This is a genomic window from Micromonospora sp. WMMC264, assembly GCF_027497275.1.
In the GTDB taxonomy this organism is placed as follows: Bacteria; Actinomycetota; Actinomycetes; order Mycobacteriales; family Micromonosporaceae; genus Micromonospora; species Micromonospora chalcea.
This window is the reverse complement of the sequence record NZ_CP114907.1, coordinates 5,614,976-5,631,702: the sequence shown is the minus strand read 5'-3', so window position 1 is coordinate 5,631,702 and position 16,727 is coordinate 5,614,976. Positions and strand designations below refer to the sequence as shown.

16 protein-coding genes and 3 tRNA genes are annotated in these 16,727 nt (G+C 73.2%); 5 read left to right on the top strand and 14 right to left on the bottom strand.

Annotation, left to right across the window (positions count from 1 at the left end; genetic code table 11):
- Nucleotides 1-44: 44 nt before the first annotated feature.
- Both O7542_RS24915 and O7542_RS24910 read right to left on the bottom strand, forming a co-directional pair.
- On the bottom strand, nucleotides 45-1,010 hold the full coding sequence (locus O7542_RS24915) for a PD40 domain-containing protein (protein WP_187692736.1): 966 nt from the start codon (nucleotides 1,008-1,010) through the stop codon (nucleotides 45-47).
- Nucleotides 1,011-1,178: 168 nt separating this feature from the next.
- Nucleotides 1,179-2,414 (bottom strand): NAD(P)-binding domain-containing protein, encoded by a 1,236-nt coding sequence (locus O7542_RS24910; RefSeq protein ID WP_198033307.1) that lies wholly within the window; start codon nucleotides 2,412-2,414, stop codon nucleotides 1,179-1,181.
- An 80-nt stretch (nucleotides 2,415-2,494) separates the two neighbouring features.
- Between O7542_RS24910 and O7542_RS24905 the strand changes: the two genes are divergently transcribed.
- The gene (locus O7542_RS24905; protein ID WP_281605280.1) at nucleotides 2,495-3,391 is read left to right on the top strand and encodes a LysR substrate-binding domain-containing protein; all 897 of its coding nucleotides are present in this window, start codon (nucleotides 2,495-2,497) and stop codon (nucleotides 3,389-3,391) included.
- A 63-nt stretch (nucleotides 3,392-3,454) separates the two neighbouring features.
- Here the strand turns inward: O7542_RS24905 and O7542_RS24900 are convergent.
- From O7542_RS24900 to O7542_RS24865, 8 genes are all read right to left on the bottom strand, one after another.
- Nucleotides 3,455-3,528 (bottom strand) — tRNA-Phe (locus tag O7542_RS24900).
- 76 nt (nucleotides 3,529-3,604) lie between these two features.
- Nucleotides 3,605-3,678, bottom strand: a tRNA-Asp gene (locus O7542_RS24895).
- 33 nt (nucleotides 3,679-3,711) lie between these two features.
- A tRNA-Glu gene (locus O7542_RS24890) sits at nucleotides 3,712-3,784 on the bottom strand.
- A 143-nt stretch (nucleotides 3,785-3,927) separates the two neighbouring features.
- A complete protein-coding gene (locus O7542_RS24885; protein ID WP_043327523.1) occupies nucleotides 3,928-4,713 on the bottom strand; it encodes a polysaccharide deacetylase family protein in 786 nt (261 codons plus the stop codon).
- Nucleotides 4,714-4,788: 75 nt separating this feature from the next.
- Entirely contained in the window at nucleotides 4,789-5,736 is a 948-nt protein-coding gene (locus O7542_RS24880; protein WP_064448346.1) for a MerR family transcriptional regulator, read from the bottom strand.
- Nucleotides 5,726-6,319 carry an isopentenyl-diphosphate Delta-isomerase gene (idi, locus tag O7542_RS24875; RefSeq protein WP_043327521.1) on the bottom strand — a complete coding sequence of 198 codons (594 nt, stop codon included), beginning with the start codon at nucleotides 6,317-6,319 and terminating at the stop codon, nucleotides 5,726-5,728. Before idi ends, O7542_RS24880 begins: the two co-directional genes overlap by 11 nt.
- Nucleotides 6,316-7,797, bottom strand: coding sequence for a phytoene desaturase family protein (gene crtI, locus O7542_RS24870; protein WP_181373707.1), 1,482 nt, complete (start codon nucleotides 7,795-7,797; stop codon nucleotides 6,316-6,318). The genes idi and crtI overlap by 4 nt, the downstream gene beginning before the upstream one ends.
- Nucleotides 7,798-7,826: 29 nt before the next feature.
- Nucleotides 7,827-8,981, bottom strand: a complete 1,155-nt coding sequence (locus O7542_RS24865; protein WP_069088148.1) for a polyprenyl synthetase family protein — start codon at nucleotides 8,979-8,981, stop codon at nucleotides 7,827-7,829.
- Nucleotides 8,982-9,045: 64 nt separating this feature from the next.
- Here O7542_RS24865 and O7542_RS24860 point away from each other — a divergent pair, with 64 nt between their 5' ends.
- Both O7542_RS24860 and O7542_RS24855 read left to right on the top strand, forming a co-directional pair.
- On the top strand, nucleotides 9,046-9,972 hold the full coding sequence (locus tag O7542_RS24860; RefSeq protein ID WP_043327518.1) for a phytoene/squalene synthase family protein: 927 nt from the start codon (nucleotides 9,046-9,048) through the stop codon (nucleotides 9,970-9,972).
- A complete protein-coding gene (locus O7542_RS24855; protein ID WP_281605279.1) occupies nucleotides 9,969-11,291 on the top strand; it encodes a deoxyribodipyrimidine photo-lyase in 1,323 nt (440 codons plus the stop codon). Before O7542_RS24860 ends, O7542_RS24855 begins: the two co-directional genes overlap by 4 nt.
- A 354-nt stretch (nucleotides 11,292-11,645) precedes the next feature.
- On the opposite strand, the gene O7542_RS24850 is transcribed toward O7542_RS24855, so the two are convergent.
- Nucleotides 11,646-12,746: a serine hydrolase domain-containing protein gene (locus O7542_RS24850; protein WP_281605278.1), complete on the bottom strand. Its 1,101-nt coding sequence runs from the start codon at nucleotides 12,744-12,746 to the stop codon at nucleotides 11,646-11,648.
- Nucleotides 12,747-12,838: 92 nt separating this feature from the next.
- Between O7542_RS24850 and O7542_RS24845 the strand changes: the two genes are divergently transcribed.
- Complete coding sequence (locus O7542_RS24845; protein ID WP_043327516.1) at nucleotides 12,839-14,323, top strand: FAD-dependent oxidoreductase; 1,485 nt, start codon at nucleotides 12,839-12,841, stop codon at nucleotides 14,321-14,323.
- Between the two features lie 4 nt (nucleotides 14,324-14,327).
- On the opposite strand, the gene O7542_RS24840 is transcribed toward O7542_RS24845, so the two are convergent.
- Genes O7542_RS24840 through O7542_RS24830 form a run of 3 tightly spaced genes read right to left on the bottom strand, consistent with a single transcriptional unit; the run spans nucleotide 14,328 to nucleotide 15,764 of the window.
- Nucleotides 14,328-15,092, bottom strand: coding sequence for a crotonase/enoyl-CoA hydratase family protein (locus O7542_RS24840; protein WP_281605277.1), 765 nt, complete (start codon nucleotides 15,090-15,092; stop codon nucleotides 14,328-14,330).
- Nucleotides 15,093-15,132: 40 nt separating this feature from the next.
- Nucleotides 15,133-15,558 carry a PIN domain nuclease gene (locus O7542_RS24835; protein WP_043327514.1) on the bottom strand — a complete coding sequence of 142 codons (426 nt, stop codon included), beginning with the start codon at nucleotides 15,556-15,558 and terminating at the stop codon, nucleotides 15,133-15,135.
- Nucleotides 15,555-15,764, bottom strand: coding sequence for a type II toxin-antitoxin system VapB family antitoxin (locus O7542_RS24830; RefSeq protein WP_030500628.1), 210 nt, complete (start codon nucleotides 15,762-15,764; stop codon nucleotides 15,555-15,557). Before O7542_RS24830 ends, O7542_RS24835 begins: the two co-directional genes overlap by 4 nt.
- Nucleotides 15,765-15,874: 110 nt before the next feature.
- On the opposite strand from O7542_RS24830, the gene O7542_RS24825 reads away from it, so the two are divergent.
- Complete coding sequence (locus tag O7542_RS24825; RefSeq protein ID WP_030500629.1) at nucleotides 15,875-16,726, top strand: Rieske 2Fe-2S domain-containing protein; 852 nt, start codon at nucleotides 15,875-15,877, stop codon at nucleotides 16,724-16,726.
- Nucleotide 16,727: the final 1 nt, after the last annotated feature.

The window sequence follows — 16,727 nt, the reverse complement described above, 5'->3', positions numbered from 1 at the left end:
GGCCGAGGCGCGGGGCGTCCCTCGCGGCGTGAGCCGGCCGGCGACTACCGTGCCTCGGCGAACCTCAGCCGCCTGAAGGCCTCGACGTAGACGAACCGCTTGCCGTCCGGAGAGAAGCTCGGGTGGTACGCGCGCTTACCGTCGGCGATCCGCGTCTTCTTCCCGGTGTCGACGTCGACCGACCACACGCCGCCCACGTGATCCGACGCGACGGCGGCGATCACCGACCTGCCGTCCGGCGACACCGCCAGGTCGGCGAGCCCGGGAAGCTCCGCGAGGAACCTGGCCGTGGCCGATCCGACGTCCCACTCGGTCAGGTGCCAGGTGAAGTCAGACGGATACACCTCGACAGGCAGCGGCAACCTGCCGAGGGTGTCGGGTGCGGTGATGAAGAACAGCCGCTCACCCATGGTTGTCGGCGACCGCACCAGCACCATGGACTCGCAACCCGTATCACTGCCACTGAGGTTGAAGGTTGTCCCGTCGACCGTCACCGGAGAGGGGAACTCAGACGCCTTCCCGTCAGCGAGCAGCTGGATTCCCCCCGGCCCGCACTGCCGGCGCGCCTGCACATATCCCCTGCCGTCACCGTTCACGAGTGCGGCACCGGCGAGGAAGCGCGTCGACGCCAGAGGCTCGAACGTCTTGTCGGCCGGCGAGTAGGTGAGCAGCTCCGTTCCGTCCCAGCCGCATTCGAGGGCCACCCCGAGGTCGCCGTCGGGGTCGGCGAACAAGAAGCTGAACAAGCCCGCTTCGCAGGCGGGCACCGCCGGGGCGCGCGTGAGAACGGCTTCCTCGCCGCTCCCGTCGGGCCGCTGCCGCCACACCTCGGCTACTCCCGAGCCCGAGGTCGAGGTCACCTCCCGCAGGTAGTAGACCCAGCCGTCGGCGGCCCACACCGGATGGAACAGGGAGACGGAATCCAGGAGCCCCGAGATCCGGCCGCACCCGCCCACCAGGATCACGGCCAGTACGAGGACCGACGTCAGAGCCGTACGCAGCGTCCGCACACGCGACCTTCTGGTGCTCACCTGCCTCATTCCGTCCGTCACTCAGCGGGCTCACCGTAGGCGCCGCCGCCGTTGCCGGGGACTGTACACCCGTTAGGTACTCAGGGTGGCGACCTGTGCCGGCCGTGGATACGGCCCGTCGATCGGGAAGCGCAATCGTCGCGACACCTAGCGGGACCGGACCACGGCCGTGACCTCGACCTCGAGCACAGCGCCCGGCAGGAAGAGCTTGCTGATCTCGACAGTCGTGCTCGCCGGCGGCGGTGTGCCAGTGAAGAGCCGTCGTCGGACGGCCGCGTACGCCGACAGGTCAGCCAGGTCCGTCATGAACGTGCGGACGTGCAGCACGTCGTCGAAGCTCGCACCGTGCGCCGCGAGCACGCCGCCCACGATCTCGAAGATCCGTTCGGCCTGGGCGCCGGCGTCTCCGGGGGCCACCACCTCGCCGTCGTCGTCGACGGCGACCTGTCCGGCGAGCATCAGCAGCGCGCCGCCGCCGACATCGATCCGGGCGACGTGCGCGAAGCGGTCGCCGAACGGGGCCGCGACGGATTCGGGGTTGTCCAGGGTGAGGCGCATCAGCGTCCCTTCGCAGAAGTCGGGGGAGACGAGGGAGGAGAGATCGGCGTCCTGGTCCGGCGCGGCCCGCATCAGGTCGAGGGCGGCCTCCAGCACGGGGGCCGGCACCGGGCGGCGCAGCGCCAGCCGCGCGTCCTTCGCCGCCATCGTGACTGCGAACGAGGCGCCCGGGGCTGTGGCCCGTCCGACCGCGCCGCCGAGGGCCCCACGGTCGAGCACGTCGAGGGCGGTCTGCCTGTCGACACCGAGCGCTGCGGCGACAGCCAGCGCGTCGTGCAGCGCGGCGACAGCCGTCACCAGGCCCGTGTTCGCGACGAGTTTGACGGCGGCACCTGCGCCGATCGGACCGCAGTGACGGACCGTCCCGAGCTGCCCCAGCACCGGAGCCGCCCTCTCCACGGCATCGGCAGGGCCGCCCGCGAAGATCACCAGCGTGCCGGCCCGGGCGGCGTTGACGCTGCCGCCGACGGGGGCGTCGAGGAGGTAGACGCCCGCCGGAAGCCGGCCGGCCACCGCTCGGACTTCGTCCGGCCCGATCGTCGACATCTGCACCACGACCGTCCCGGGTCGGAGCGCGGTGGCGGCGCCGTCCGGCCCGAACAGCACCGTCTCGACCGCGCCGGCGTCGGCGAGCATGACGACGACGACCTCGGCTCCGTCGACTGCGGCGGACGGGCTCGCGGCCACCGTCGCGCCGACCGCGGCGAGCGACTCCGAACGCTCCGGGCTGCGGTTCCACACTCTGACCCGGTTGCCGCCGGCCAGGAGGCGGCGCGCGATCGGCGTACCCATGTGCCCGGTCCCGAGGACCGCGATGATCTTCACGCGGTAACGCTAGGCCGGTGAGGGTAATGCGACCAACGAATGTCTCGCATGCCTGCCATGCGTGATTACCATGCCTGCCCATGGAGACTCAGCTGCTGGAGGTGTTCCGCGCCGTCGCGCGGCACGGCTCGATCACCACCGCCGCCCGCGCACTCCGCTTCACCCAGTCGGCTGTCTCCCGGCAGATCGCCGCGCTCGAGGCCGACATCGGCGCCCGGCTCTTCGACCGGCTGCCCCGCGGCGTCGCCCTCACCGAGGAGGGACGAGAGCTGCTCCCGCACGCCGAGGCGGTCCTCGACCGGCTCGCCGCGGCCCGGCGTGACCTCGACGACCTGCGCGGGCTCGGCCGAGGGCGGCTGCGTGTGGGCGCCTTCCCGACCGCTGTCGCGGCCCTCGTACCCCGGGCGATGGCGTCGTTCCGCTCGGCCTACCCGGAGGTCTCGCTTTCGCTGGTCGAGGGCGTGACGCCGCGGCTGCTGGAGCGCCTGCTCGCCGAGGAGGCGGATGTGGCAGTGGTCAGCACCTCGCCCACGGGCGAGCTGGACCGCGAACGATTCGACCTGCGACACCTGCTCGACGAGCGGCTCCTGGTCGCGGTCGCGCGTGACCACCGGCTGGCGCGCCGCCGCTCGGTGCGCCTGGCGGACCTCGCCCCGGAAGCGTTCGTCGTGGGCTCGGCCACCGCGGAGAACAGCCTGCTCCGCGCAAGCCTGCCCAGCGGTTTCTCGCCGCGCATCGACATCGTCGCGGCCGAGTGGACCGGCAAGCTGGGATGCGTCGCCGCCGGGTTGGGGGTGGCCCTGGTTCCGGCCCTGGCGGTACGCGGAACCCCGCCGGACATCGCCCTGCTCCGCCTGCACCCGGACGACGAGTCGGTACGGCAGATATTCGCGGCGACCGTGCGGGGCAGGACGCCGCCGCCGGCAGTCACGCATTTCCTGGAGCACCTGCGGGCGGAGGCGGCCCGCCTGGGCTGAAAAGCAGAACGCCGACCTGCGTATCCGCTGGTCGGCGTTCCTGTAGCCCGGCGAAAGGCTATGTGGCCAGGGGCGGGGTCGAACCGCCGACCTTCCGATTTTCAGTCGGACGCTCGTACCAACTGAGCTACCTGGCCGTGGTGCTCGGCACATGCTACCGCATGAGCCGATACGCAGAACGCCGCGCATTGAGCTGCGCGGCGTCAGCGCTTGCGGTCCTGACGGGACTTGAACCCGCGACCTCCGCCTTGACAGGGCGGCGAGCACTCCAACTGCTCCACAGGACCTGGCTGGTGTTGCATCCGGCGCGAGCCGGACCGTGCCCCCAACGGGATTCGAACCCGTGCTACCGCCTTGAAAGGGCGGCGTCCTGGGCCGCTAGACGATGAGGGCGGCCCCGCCATCATTGCACACTCGCAACTTCAAGCGGACTTGCTCCCATCCGGCCCCGCCGGAGGCAGGAGAAGCATATGTCATGTCTGCACGGACGGCCAAACCGGTATGGGCATGGCCGCGACGCCGGGCAAAACCGCAGTTCAGGGTAGTCGCGCGATCCCGTACCGCCGCTTCAGGTCCGGGATCAGGTGCCGGCACGCGGCCATCGTCTGGGCCCGGTCACCGCCCGCGTCGTGCATCAGCACGATCGAGCCGTTCCGGGTGGCGCCCTTCACCCGCTTGATGATCGTCTTCGCCGGCGGGTGGTCCCAGTCCTGCGGGTCCACGCTCCAGTGCAGCGGGCGCAGGCCCATCTGCCGGGCCACCACGATCTCCTCGGCGGTCCACCGGCCGCCGGGCTGGCGGAACCAGGTGATCGGCGCCTTGGGCGCGGCGGCGCGGATGGCGTCGTTTGTCCGTTCCAGGTCGGCCCGGATCTCGGTGGCCGACCGCCGGCCGAGGTTCACGTCGTGGTGCCAGCTGTGGTTGCAGAGCTGGTGACCCTCGCGGACGATCCGGGCCACCAGCTCCGGGTAGCGCTTGGCCTGCTGGCCGACCACGCAGAACGTCGCGGTGACCCGGGCCGCCCGGAGCTGGGCCAGGATCTGCGGGGTGTAGCGGGGATCCGGTCCGTCGTCGAAGGTGAGCGCCACCCCGCTGCTCCCGCTGGCCCGGTGCAGGCCCGCCGGGAGCTTCTTGGGCACCGGGCGCAGCTTCGGCTTCCTGGGGGTGGCGGTCGGGGTCGGTGAGGGCTTCGTCACGGGCGACGGCGACGCCGAGACCGACGGCGAGGCCGCCGCCTGATCGGGTGACTTGCCGGCTTCGCCGCAGGCGGTGACGAGGAGCACCAGGCCCAGGGCGAGCGCCGGCAGGGCGCGTGGACGCATTCGTCGCTCCCGGAGGGGTCGGGGTCAGACGGACTTTCCGACCGTAGTGGACGCGCCCCGGAGCGAAAAGGGCCGTCAGCCCTTCGTCGACTGGTCCAGCGAGTCCCGTACCGCCAGGGCGAGGGAGAGCGCCTCGGCCAGATCCACCGGCCGGACCACCCCGGCCGGCAGCGAGTCGGCCCGCCAGCCGGGCCCGGCGGCGAGCACCAGCAGCGGCCGGCGGGGGACGGTCAGCAGCGCGGTGAGCTGGCACGGGTCGGCGGTCGCGCGGGTGTGCGACCAGAGGACCACGGCCGCCGGCCCGGTCCGGTTGACCGCCTCAACCAGGGCGGGCAACGGCACCCGGGCGCCGAGCATGCGACAGCTCACACCGGCCTCCGCGAGCGCGGCGGCGAGCGCCTCCAGCGGCAACGAGTGCTGTTCCTCGTCGGCGCAGGAGAGCAGGATCCGGGGCGGTCCGCCGTTCGGGTGGGCCCGGATCACCGTGGCGAACGCCACCGAGACGCACCGGGACATCAGGTGTTCCACCTCGATCAGGCCGGCGGTGGCGGCGTGCCGTTCCCCGATCCCGGTGAGCACCGGCCGGAGCAGCCCCTCCCAGGTCGCCACCACCCCGTCGGCGGCGAGCGCCTCGGCGATGGTCCGCGCGATGGTCACCGAGTCCAGGCGCATCGCGGCACGGGCCAGCCCCCGTGCGGCGGGGCCGGCCCGGCCGACCGGGATGGTCGTGCCGCCGCCGTCGCGTACCGCCGAGGTCCGTGCCTTGAGCGCGAGCCGGTCCGGCGGCGGCACGGCCGGGGCCTGCCGGGCCCAGCGGGCCGCCTCGGCGGGCGCCACCCCCTCGGTGGTCAGCCGGCGCATGATCTCCAGGCGGGCGAGGTCGGCGGGCGTGTAGCGCCGGTGGTGGCCCGGCACGTGCTCGCTGGGACCGAGGCCGTACCGCTGGTGCCAGGTGCGCAGCGTGGTGACCGCCACACCCAACCGGCGTGCCACGGCCCCCGCGCTCAGCGCCTCATCGGCCACCCGACCGCTCCGGTGCCTCGGAGGCCGCGACGCCCGGCCGGGCCGGGCCCGCCGGATGCAGCAGCCGGTTGACCACGCCGCCCAGCCACGGGGCGTACGCGCGGGGGTCGGCGTCCAGGTCGGCCACCACCGCGCCGGGGTCGGCCCAGCGCAGCTCGGCCACCTCGTCCGGATCGGGCCGCGTCACCAGGTCGGCGGGTACGTCGGCGCGCAGCACGTGGTCGTACTCGAACTCGACGCGGCCGGTCGCCGGGTCCTCGGCGTAGTAGATGTAGACGCCCACCTCGGTGAGCTCGACCGGGCCGACGCCGAGTTCCTCGCCGAGCCGCCGGTTGGCGGCCTCGGTCAGCGACTGGCCCGGCAGCGGGTGCCCGCAGCAGGAGTTCGCCCAGCGCAGCGGGAACCGCGTCTTCACCGCGGCCCGCTGCTGCAGCAGCACCCGCCCCTGCGGGTCGACCAGGAGCACCGAGAAGGCCCGGTGCAGCCGGCCGGGTGGCTGGTGGGCGGTCGCCACGGTGGTCTCGCCGAGCACCTGCCCGTCGTCGCCGACCAGCTCGACCAGGTGTTCCTCCCGCTCGCTCATGCCGTCGCCCCGGTGATCCGGGCCGCCGCGAGCTTGCCGCTGATCAGCACCATCGGTACCCCCACGCCCGGCTGCGTGCCGGAGCCGACGAAGACCACGTTGTCCAGCTTCCGGTGCAGGTTGGAGGGGCGGAACGGCCCGGTCTGGAAGAGGCTGTGCGCGGCGGCGAACGGCGTGCCGGCGGCCATGCCCTGTGCCGCCCAGTCGGCCGGGGTGACGGCCCGCATCACCTCGATGCCGTCGCCGAAGCCGACGTATCCGCGTTCCTCCAGCGTGCCTACGAGCTGGTCGGCGTACCGCTGGGTGAGGTCGCCCGTCCAGTCGAACGGCGCCCGCTCCAGGTTCGGCACCGGCGCCAGCACGTAGTAGGTGTGCTTCCCGGCCGGCGCCACCGACGGGTCGGTGCGGCTCGGGTTCGTCACCAGCAGCGACGGGTCGGTCATCAGCTCGCCTCGGCGGATCACCTCGTCGAACGTCCCCTTCCAGGAGCGCCCGAAGTGGATGTTGTGGTGGGCGATCTTGCCATAGCCCTGCGTCGAACCGATGTGCAGCACCACGCAGGACGGCGAGTAGGTGAGCTTGCGTTGCCGGCTGGGCGGCAGCAGGTCCTCGTAGGCGACCGGCAGGTCGGGGTTGAGCACCACCGTGTCGGCGGGGACGAAGTCGCCGTCGGAGGTGATCACGCCGGTGGCGCGGCCGTTGGCGGTCTCCACCCGGGTCACCGTGGTGCCGTACCGGAACTGCACGCCGTGCTTCTCGGCCGCGCCGGCCATCCCGCGGGAGACCGCGTGGATGCCGCCGCGCGGGAAGCAGACACCGGCCACCGAGTCGAGGTACGCGATGACCGCGTAGATCGCCAGCGCGTCGTGCGGCGACAGGCCCGCGTACATGGCCTGGAAGGAGAAGATCCGCTGGGTACGCGGGTCGCGGAAGAACTGGTTGATCTTCGTCTGGAGCCGCCGGAAGGCGCCGTTGGCGAACAACTTCAGCAGGTTGCCGGTGAGCAGGTCGGTCGGCGCGTCGAGGTTGCGCTCGATGAAGTCGGCCCGTTCCCACTGCCACAGGTTGCGGGCGTAGTCGACGAAACGCAGGTAGCCGTCCGCCTCCCGGGGACCGCAGACACGCGCGATCTCGGCCGCCATCCGGGTGGTGTCGGTGATGACGTCGAGCGTCGACCCGTCCGGGTAGTAGGCGCGGTACGCCGGGTCGAGCGGGCTCAGGTCGAGCCAGTCGGTCAGCTCCTCGCCGACCGCGCCGAGCGCCTCGGCGATCAGGTCGGGCATGGTGAGGACGGTCGGGCCGGTGTCGAACTCGTACCCGTCGACGCTGAGCCGCCCGGCGCGCCCGCCGGGCACCGGCTCGCGCTCCAGCACCGTCACCTGCCGGCCGCTGCCGGCCAGGTGCAGCGCGCACGCCAGTCCACCCAGCCCGGCGCCGACCACCACCACCCGGTCGGTCCGTCCCTTGACGGTACGCATTCCGGCCCCCTTGCTCGCGAAGTTGCTCATCATGCCCGCCGCGCCGTGGCGGCGGTGGCGAGACCCGTCAGCGCGGTGCGCGCGGTCTCGTCGATCGGTGCGGTGCCGAGCGCGGCGAGCGCCTCGGTGACCCGGTCGGCGATCATCCGTTCCACCCGGGCGGTGGCGCCGGTGTCGCGGACCACGTCGGCAAGCCGGTCCACGTCGCGTGCCGTGGTGACCGAGCCGGCCCGGTCCAGCGCCCGGCGCTGCGCCGGGTCGGCGAGCTGCCGGGCCAGCATCAGCAGCGCGGTCGGCTTGCCGGTACGTAGGTCGTCCCCGGCCGGCTTGCCGGTGGTCTCCGGGTCGCCGTAGACGCCGAGCAGGTCGTCGCGGAGCTGGAACGCCTCGCCGACGGCCAGCCCGTACCGGGTGTACGCGGCGATGAGCGGGTCGTCCGGGTCGGTGCCGGCCAGGCAGGCGCCGAAGAGCAGCGGCCGCTGGACGGTGTAGCTGGCGGTCTTGTACCGGGCTACCCGTAGCGCCCGGTCGACGGTCCAGTTCCCCGCGTCGTTCTCGCCGAGCACGTCCAGGAACTGCCCGGCGACCGTCTCCACCCGCATCTGGTCGTAGCAGCGGCGCACGTCGAGCAGCCGCTCGGCGGGGACCGCCGCGTGGCCCATGAGCCGGTCGGCCCACACCATGCAGAGGTCGCCGATGAGGACGGCGACCGCTTCGCCGTACCGGTCGGGGTCGCCCGCGTGCCCGGCGGCGCGGTGCCGGGCGGCGGCGGCCCGGTGCGCGGTCGGCAGCCCGCGTCGGGTGTCGGAGGCGTCCATCACGTCGTCGTGCACGAGCGCGAACGTGTGCAGCAGTTCGAGGGCGGACAGGGCCGGGAGCACCGAACACATCGGTTCCTCCCCGCCGACAGCGCCCCGCCATCCCCAGTACGCGAACGTGGGCCGGACCCGTTTGCCGCCGGCCAGCACGCAGTCGCGCGCGGTTGCGGCGAATGCACCCATCGCTGCGTCGATCTCGGTCAGCGAATCGACTTCCGCGGCCAGGAACGCCACCAGCGTCTCATCGACCCCTTTGATCAGGTCTTTCGTGAACGCGGCCAGTACGCCGCGGACCGGATCGTCCGTCGCCCCGGCCTGAGCCGGCGCGACGCGGAGCGCATTACCCGCAACTGCGTCGTTGGCCATGTGGGCGAGCGTACCCTAGGGTTACGAGTTGCGTCGATTGCTGCGTCGAAACTGAGGAGGGTCGATGGACGTGGATCTGGCCGCCGCCTATGACCGCTGCCGCGAGCTGCACCGGCGTCACGGCCGTACCTACTATCTCGCCACCCGGCTGCTCCCCGCCTGGAAACGGCGACATGTGCACGCCTTGTACGGATTCACCCGCTACGCGGACGAGATCGTCGACCGCACCGAGGACCTGCCGCCCGCCGAGCGCGCGGCCCGGCTGCGCGAGTGGTCGGATCGATTCGTGGCCGGGCTGCACGGCGCGTCGGTCGACGACCCGCTGCTCCCCGCCGTGCTGCACACCATCGCCGTGTTCGACCTGGACCGCGACGACTTCGCGTCGTTCCTGCGCAGCATGGCGATGGACCTGACGGTGATGTCGTACCCGACCTACGACGACCTGCTCGACTACATGGAGGGCTCGGCCGCCGTCATCGGCACCATGATGCTGCCGATCCTGGGCAGCTCCGACCCGGCCGCCGCCCGGGAGCCCGCCCGCCAGCTCGGCTTCGCCTTCCAGCTCACCAACTTCATCCGGGACGTCGCCGAGGACCTCGACCGGGGCCGGACCTACCTCCCCGACGAGGATCTGGCCAAGTTCGACGTCACCCGCGCCGACCTCGTTGCGGCCAAGGCCGCCGGTCGCACCACGCCGCGCATCCGCGAGCTGATCGAGTACGAGGTGACCCGCGCGCAGGCCCACTACCTCGCCGCCGCGCCGGGCATCCCGCTGCTCAACCCCGCCTCGCAGGCGTGCATGCGCACCGCGTACGCGCTCTACGGCGGCATCCTGGACGAGGTCGCCGCGCAGGACTACGACGTCTTCGTCCGCCGGGCCCTGGTGCCGCAGCGGCGCCGGATGGCGGTGGCCGCGCGGGCGCTGCTCACCCCGCCCGGCACGCCGGTTCAGGTGCCCGGCCCGGCGCTGGAACCGGCCCTGGCCGGATGACCGGCCGGACGGCGGTCGTGCTGTTCACCCGCGACCTGCGGGTGCACGACCACCCGGCGCTGGCGGCCGCCTGCTCCGCGTTCGAGCGGGTGGTGCCGCTCTACGTGCTCGACCCGGAGTTGCAGCAGCTCTCGCCGAACCGCACCCGCTTCCTGCACCAGAGCCTGGCCGACCTGCGCGAGGCGCTGCGCAAGCGCGGCGGCGACCTGGTGATCAGGCGCGGCGACCCGGTGGCCGAGACGGTGAAGCTGGCCCGGAAGGTGGGCGCCGAGGGCGTCGGGCTCTCCGCCGACGTCAGCCACTACGCCCGCAGCCGGGAACGCCGCCTGCGCGCCGAGTGCGACCGGCACCGCATGTTCCTGCGGCTGTTCCCCGGCCTGACGATCGTCGAGCCGGGCGCGCTGCGCCCGAGCGGCGGCGACCACTACCGCGTGTTCAGCCCCTACTTCCGCGCCTGGCAGGGCGTGCGCCTGCGGGACGAACTGGCCGCGCCGAAGCGGGTCCGGCTGCCCGACGGCGTCGACCCGGGCCGCCTGCCCGACCCGCCGAAGGGCGACAGCCCGGCCGCCGCCGTGGGCGGGGAGAACGCCGCCCGCCGCCGGCTCACCGCCTGGCTGCCCACCCTCCATCGGTACGACGACATCCACGACGACATGGCCGGCGACGAGACCTCCCGGCTCAGCCCGTACCTGCGCTTCGGCTGCGTCTCCCCGCTGGCGGTGGCGACCCGGGCCGGCGACCGCGACGGCCCGTTCGTCCGGCAGCTCTGCTGGCGCGACTTCTACCACCAGGTCGTCGCCGGATTCCCGGACCTGTCCACGGCCGCCTACCGGCGGGGCGCCCGGGAGGACTGGCGGTACGACGAGCACGCGCTCGACGCCTGGGCCGAGGGACGGACCGGCATGCCGATCGTGGACGCCGGCATGCGTCAGATGCGCACCGAGGGCTGGATGCACAACCGGGCCCGCCTGATCACCGCCGGCTACCTGACCAAGCACCTCGGGCTGGACTGGCGGCCCGGCCTGGAAGTCTTCTTCCGGTGGTTGCTCGACGGCGACCGGGTCAACAACTCCGGCAACTGGCAGTGGGTGGCCGGCACCGGCAACGACACCCGGCCGTACCGCGGCTTCAACCCGGTACGGCAGGCCGAGCGCTACGACCCCGACGGCGCGTACGTGCGGCGGTGGGTGCCGGAGCTGGAATCGGTGGCGGGCAAGGCGGTGCACCAGCCGTGGCGGCTGCCCGACGCTGTGCGTCGCACGCTCGACTACCCGCCGCCGCTGGAGGTGCCCGGCGCCGACCCGGTCTGGCTCCGCTGACGCCCTCCCCCCCCCCTCGCCGCCCGCCGAGCGCGAACGTCACACGAGCCCAACGTCGCTGGCGCACAGCCCGCGCGGGTCGCGGCACGGCGCCCACGATTACTGCGGGTGACTGCACCTCTAGCCCGCGCCTATCCACCTCCGCCGACTTTGCTCTGCAGCCATATCCGCACCCGTTGCGGAACGTGACCGGTGCGGGCCTCTCGCGGATTTCGGACCTAGCGGAAATCCGCTGCTCAACTCGGTGCTGCGCCAATGGGTGCAGAGCAAAGTCGGAAAAGGGGAAGCCAGGCGCGACTGCCGGCCGAATGCGCTGCGTGACGACGCGCCGGAATCACAGAACGTGACTGACCGTCAGAGGCAGGAGTGCAGCGCCTCGACCAGCTCCTCCACCCGATCGTGGTCGGCCAGCCGGGCGGTCGCGTACGCGAAGGTGTAGCCCCGCTCCGGGTCGGCCCAGGCGCTGCTGCCGCCGATCCCGCCCATGCCCCAGCTGCCGTCCGGCTCCCACTGCATGCCGAGCGTCCAGTCCACCGGCCGGTCCAGCAGCAGGTCCGGCCCGGAATACTGCACCCGCGTCGCCTCGGCGACCAGCTCCGGGCTGAACAGGCGTACCCCGTCCAGGGTGCCGCCGGCGAGCAGGCCCGCGTACAGCCGGGCGAGCCCGGCGGCGGTGGCGTGCAGGTTCACCGCCGGGATCTCGGCGGCCCGCCAGAGGTCGCTGTTCACCATCGCGACGTCGCGCCCGCCGGGCGGGTTGTCCAGCGCCCGCGCCCGCAACGAACCCGGCTCGCCGCGCATCGCGTCCGGCCAGGCCGGATCGGCGTACGACAGGTCGGCGCACCGCCGCCGGTCGGCCTCACCCAGCCCGAAGGCCAGGTCCAGGCGCCACGGACCGGCGATCTCCTCGGCCAAGAACCGGCCCACCGGCCGCCCGTCCACCCGGCGGACCAACTCGCCCACCAGGTGCCCGTACGTCCAGGCGTGCTCGCCCGCGACGGCGCCCGGGTCCCACTCCGGCTCGGCCGCCGCCAGGTCGGCGCAGAGCAGGCCCCAGTCGGCGATGGCCGCGGCGGGCCGGGGTACCGGGAAGGCGGGCAGCCCGGCGGTGTGGGCGAGGACCTGCCGGACGGTCGCCGGGGTGCGGAACTCCGGCCAGTACGCCGACACCGGCGCGTCCAGGTCGACCCGGCCCCGGTCGACGAGCAGCAGCAGACAGAGCGCCACCACCGGCTTGCCGGTCGAGTAGACGTCCACGAGCGTGTCCGGACGCCACGCGCGGTCCGTCCCTGCCATCGGCACGACCGCACTGGGCGGGACCGCCGCCCCCGTGCCGCCCATCAGCTCGATCACCGGTACGCCGTCGTGCCACACCGCGAGCGACGCGCCGGTCTCCCGGCCGGTGACGAACAGGTCGTGGAAGCAGTCCCGGACCGGGGTGAAGCGCGTGTGCATGCGGCCACGGTAGGCGGTCGCGTTCGTGACGAGCGCGGGAATTCGGGGCCGGTGCGGTGGCCGGTGTCCCGAAGGTACGGAATGCTTGCGGAATGGCGGAGCCGGAACAGGTTGACGTAGTAGTGGTCGGGCTCGGCGTCGGCGGCGAGGAGGTGGCCGGACGGCTCGCCGAGGCCGGCCTCACAGTGGTCGGCATCGAACGGGACCTGGTCGGCGGCGAGTGCCCCTACTGGGGGTGCGTGCCGAGCAAGATGATGATCCGGGCGGCGAACGCGCTGGCCGAGGCGCACCGGGTGAACGAGTTGGCCGGGTCCGCCCAGGTGCGGCCGGACTGGGCGCCGGTGGCGAAGCGGATCCGCGCCGAGGCCACCGACACCTGGGACGACAAGGTGGCGGTGGACCGCTTCACCGGCAAGGGCGGCCGGTTCGTCCGGGGCAGCGGGCGGCTCGACGGCCCGAACCGGGTACGCGTCGGCGACCAGGTGTTCCAGGCCCGGTACGGCGTGGTCCTCGGCACCGGCACCCGGCCCTCGGTCCCGCCGATCGACGGGCTGGCCGACACGCCGTACTGGACGAATCACCAGGCCATCGAGGTGGAGGAGCTGCCCGCGTCGCTGCTGGTGCTCGGCGGCGGCGCGATCGGGCTGGAACTCGCGCAGGTCTTCGCCCGGTTCGGCGTGCGGGTGACGGTGATCGAAGCGGCCGACCGGGTGCTCGCCGTCGAGGAGCCGGAGGCGTCAGCGCTCGCCGCCGACGCGCTGCGCGCCGACGGGGTGGAGATCCACACCGGGGTCAAGGCCGGCCGGGTCGGCCACGACGGCGGCGCGTTCACCGTGTACGCCGACGGCGCCGAGTTCACCGGCGAGAAGCTGCTCGTGGTGACCGGCCGCAAGGCGCACCTGGAGGAGTTGGGCCTGGACACGGTCGGGGTGGACGCCGGGCAGCGCTACCTGCCGGTGAACGACCGGATGCACGTCACCGACGGGATCTGGGCGGTCGGTGACCTCACCGGCGAGGGCGCGTTCACCCACATCGCCATGTACCAGGCCGGCATCGTGGTGGCCGACGTCCTCGACCACATGCGGCGTACCAAGGGCGGCCCGGACGCCAGCGGCACCGCGAGCGTGGTCGGCGGCGCGGCCGGTGTGGTCAGCTCGGTCGGCGGCGCGATGAGCGCGGGCGGGTCGAGCGTCGCGCCGGGCAGCGTCCCGGTCGCCGACTACCGGGCGCTGCCCCGGGTCACGTTCACCGACCCCGAGGTCGGCGCGGTCGGCCTCACCGAGCAGCAGGCCCGCGAGCGCGGCGTCAACGTCCAGGTCGGATACGCCGATCTCACCTCGTCGGCCCGGGGCTGGATCCACAAGACCGGCAACGCCGGGTTCATCAAGCTGGTTGCCGACGCCGACCAGGGCGTGCTCATCGGGGCCACCTCGGCCGGACCGGCCGGCGGCGAGGTGCTCTCCGCGCTCGTCGTGGCGGTGCACGCGGCGGTGCCGATCAGCCAGCTCCGGCACATGATCTACGCGTACCCCACGTTCCACAGGGCCATCGAGGACGCGTTGCGCGCCCTGAAGTGACGCCTCAGCCGGCCGGCGCACCGTGCCGGCCGGCCCCGGCGGCGAACCGGCCGGCGCCGCGTACCCCGTCCACCGCCAGCGACTCCATGCCGTAGGCCAGCTCGGTGGCCATCGCCTCCGGCTCCGGCCGCCCCGCGCCGTCCAGCACCGCCGCCCGGTCGTTGCGCAGGCACGTCTGCGGATGCCCGGCGATCGCGGCGGCCAGTTCCTCGGCCGCCGCGCGGGCCCCACCCGGCGCGACCAGCCGGTTGACCAGACCCATCGCGTACGCCTCGTCGGCGCCGACCGGGCGTCCGGTGAGGATCAGGTCCATCGCCCGGCTCTCGCCGATCAGCCGGGGCAGCCGGACCGTCCCGCCGTCGATCAGCGGTACGCCCCACCGGCGGCAGAACACGCCGAGCGTCGCGTCCGACTCGGCGATACGCAGGTCGCACCAGAGCGCCAGCTCCAGCCCGCCCGCCACCGCGTACCCGGAGATCGCCGCGATCACCGGCTTGGACAGCCGCATCCGGGTGGGGCCCATCGGTCCGTCCCCCTCGGGCTCGACGCGGTTGCCGCGCGGCGTGCCGACGGCCTTCAGATCGGCGCCGGAGCAGAACGTGCCGCCCGCGCCCCAGAGCACCGCGAGCGCCGCGTCCGGGTCGGCGTCGAACGCGCGGAACGCGTCGGCCAGCGCTCGTGCGGTCGGCCCGTCCACGGCGTTACGGGCCTCGGGCCGGTCCAGGATCACAGTGGTCACGGCACCGGCGTGCTCGACGCGTACCCCCATGGGCTCAGCATGCCCGCGACGGCGCTGCCGTGGCTACGCCCTATTTGATCGAGCCGGGTCGGGTCAGCCAGCGCATCGGCTGGCCGGTGACGGCGCCGACCTGGTCGAAGTCCCGGTCGTAGTGCAGCAGCGAGAGGCCGTGGTACTCGGCGGTGGCGGCGATGAGCAGGTCGACCGCGCCCGCCGAGCGGTGCGTGCCCCGCGCGGTCAGCTCGCCCTGGATCTCGGCGGCGCGTTCGTAGATCCGGTCCGGCATGACCACCCAGCCGAAGGCGGCACGGAGCTGCTCGGTCAGGCGCGCCCGGTCGGCGACCGAGCGGGCGGTGTAGAGGAATTCCAGCTCGACCAGCGGGCACACGGCGAGCAGACCCGCTGTCACCTGCTGTTCCCAGCGAGCCAGCACGTCGGGATCACGCAGGAGCCGGACGAGGGCGCTGGTGTCGATCAGGTAGTCGGCCAGCTTCACGAGCGGTAGGCACCCTTGTCGAGCAGTTCGTCGAAATCACCGGCCTGCCCGCGCTCGGCCAGCTCCGCCAGTGCCCGGGCGCGGCGCAGTCGCGCCGCGCCCTCGCGGAGAGCGACGTTCACCGTGTCCTTCTTGGTCTTCGTGCCGAACGCCTCGGCGGCATCCGCCAGCGCCTCGTCGTCGACGTCCACCAGGATCTTGGTCATCGCGGCTCCCTATATACGACCAGCCGCCCGAGTATATCCAGCGCGGAGGTCGTGCGAGGGAATTCCGGGGCGTCCGGTTTGGGGGCTCTCCTGCCGGGAAGTCGGAACGGGTGCGCGAACTACTGACGAAGATCGAACAGGCCACCGGTCTCGACCGGGTGGGTGACCGGTTGCAGCGCGCCGTCCAGGGCACGTTGCGTTCCCAGCGGGTACGCGACGCGCTGCACGGCGTGTGGCTCGGCCATCCGCTGCACCCCGCGATGGTGCAGGTGCCGGTCGGCGCGTGGATCTCCGCCGCCGTGGTGGACCTGCTGCCCGGCCAGCGCCGGGCCGCCACCGCGCTGGTGGGTCTCGGTACGGTCAGCGCGCTGCCCGCAGCGGTCGCCGGGCTCAACGACTGGGCCACGCTCTCCCGCGACCAGCGCCGGATCGGCCTGGTGCACGCCGCCGCCAACACGGTCGGCCTGGCGCTGTACGCCGGCTCGCTGGCGGCCCGCCTCAACGGGCGGCACGGCCTCGGCCGGGCGCTGTCCTACCTCGGTCTGTCCGCCGCCAGCGGTGGCGCGTACCTGGGTGGGCACCTCGCGTACAAGCAGGGCGCCCAGGCCAGCCAGAGCGTCTCCGAGCTGCACCTGATCAGCGACGGCTGGCACCGGGTCGGCGATCTGGGCAGCCTGCCCCGGCACGAGCTGGTCACCAAGAAGATCGACGACGTCTCGGTGATCCTCTACCGGGACGGCGACGACGTCACGGTCATGCTGGAGCGCTGCCCGCACCAGAGCGGCCCGCTCGGCGAGGGCACTGTGGAGCAGATCGACGGCCACGCCTGCGTGGTCTGCCCCTGGCACGGCAGCGCGTTCCGGCTCAACGGCGGCGAGGTGGTGCACGGCCCGGCCGCGAACGACCAGATCGTGCTCCCCACCCGCGTGGTGTCCGGCCGGGTCGAGGCCCGGCTGCCCTGAC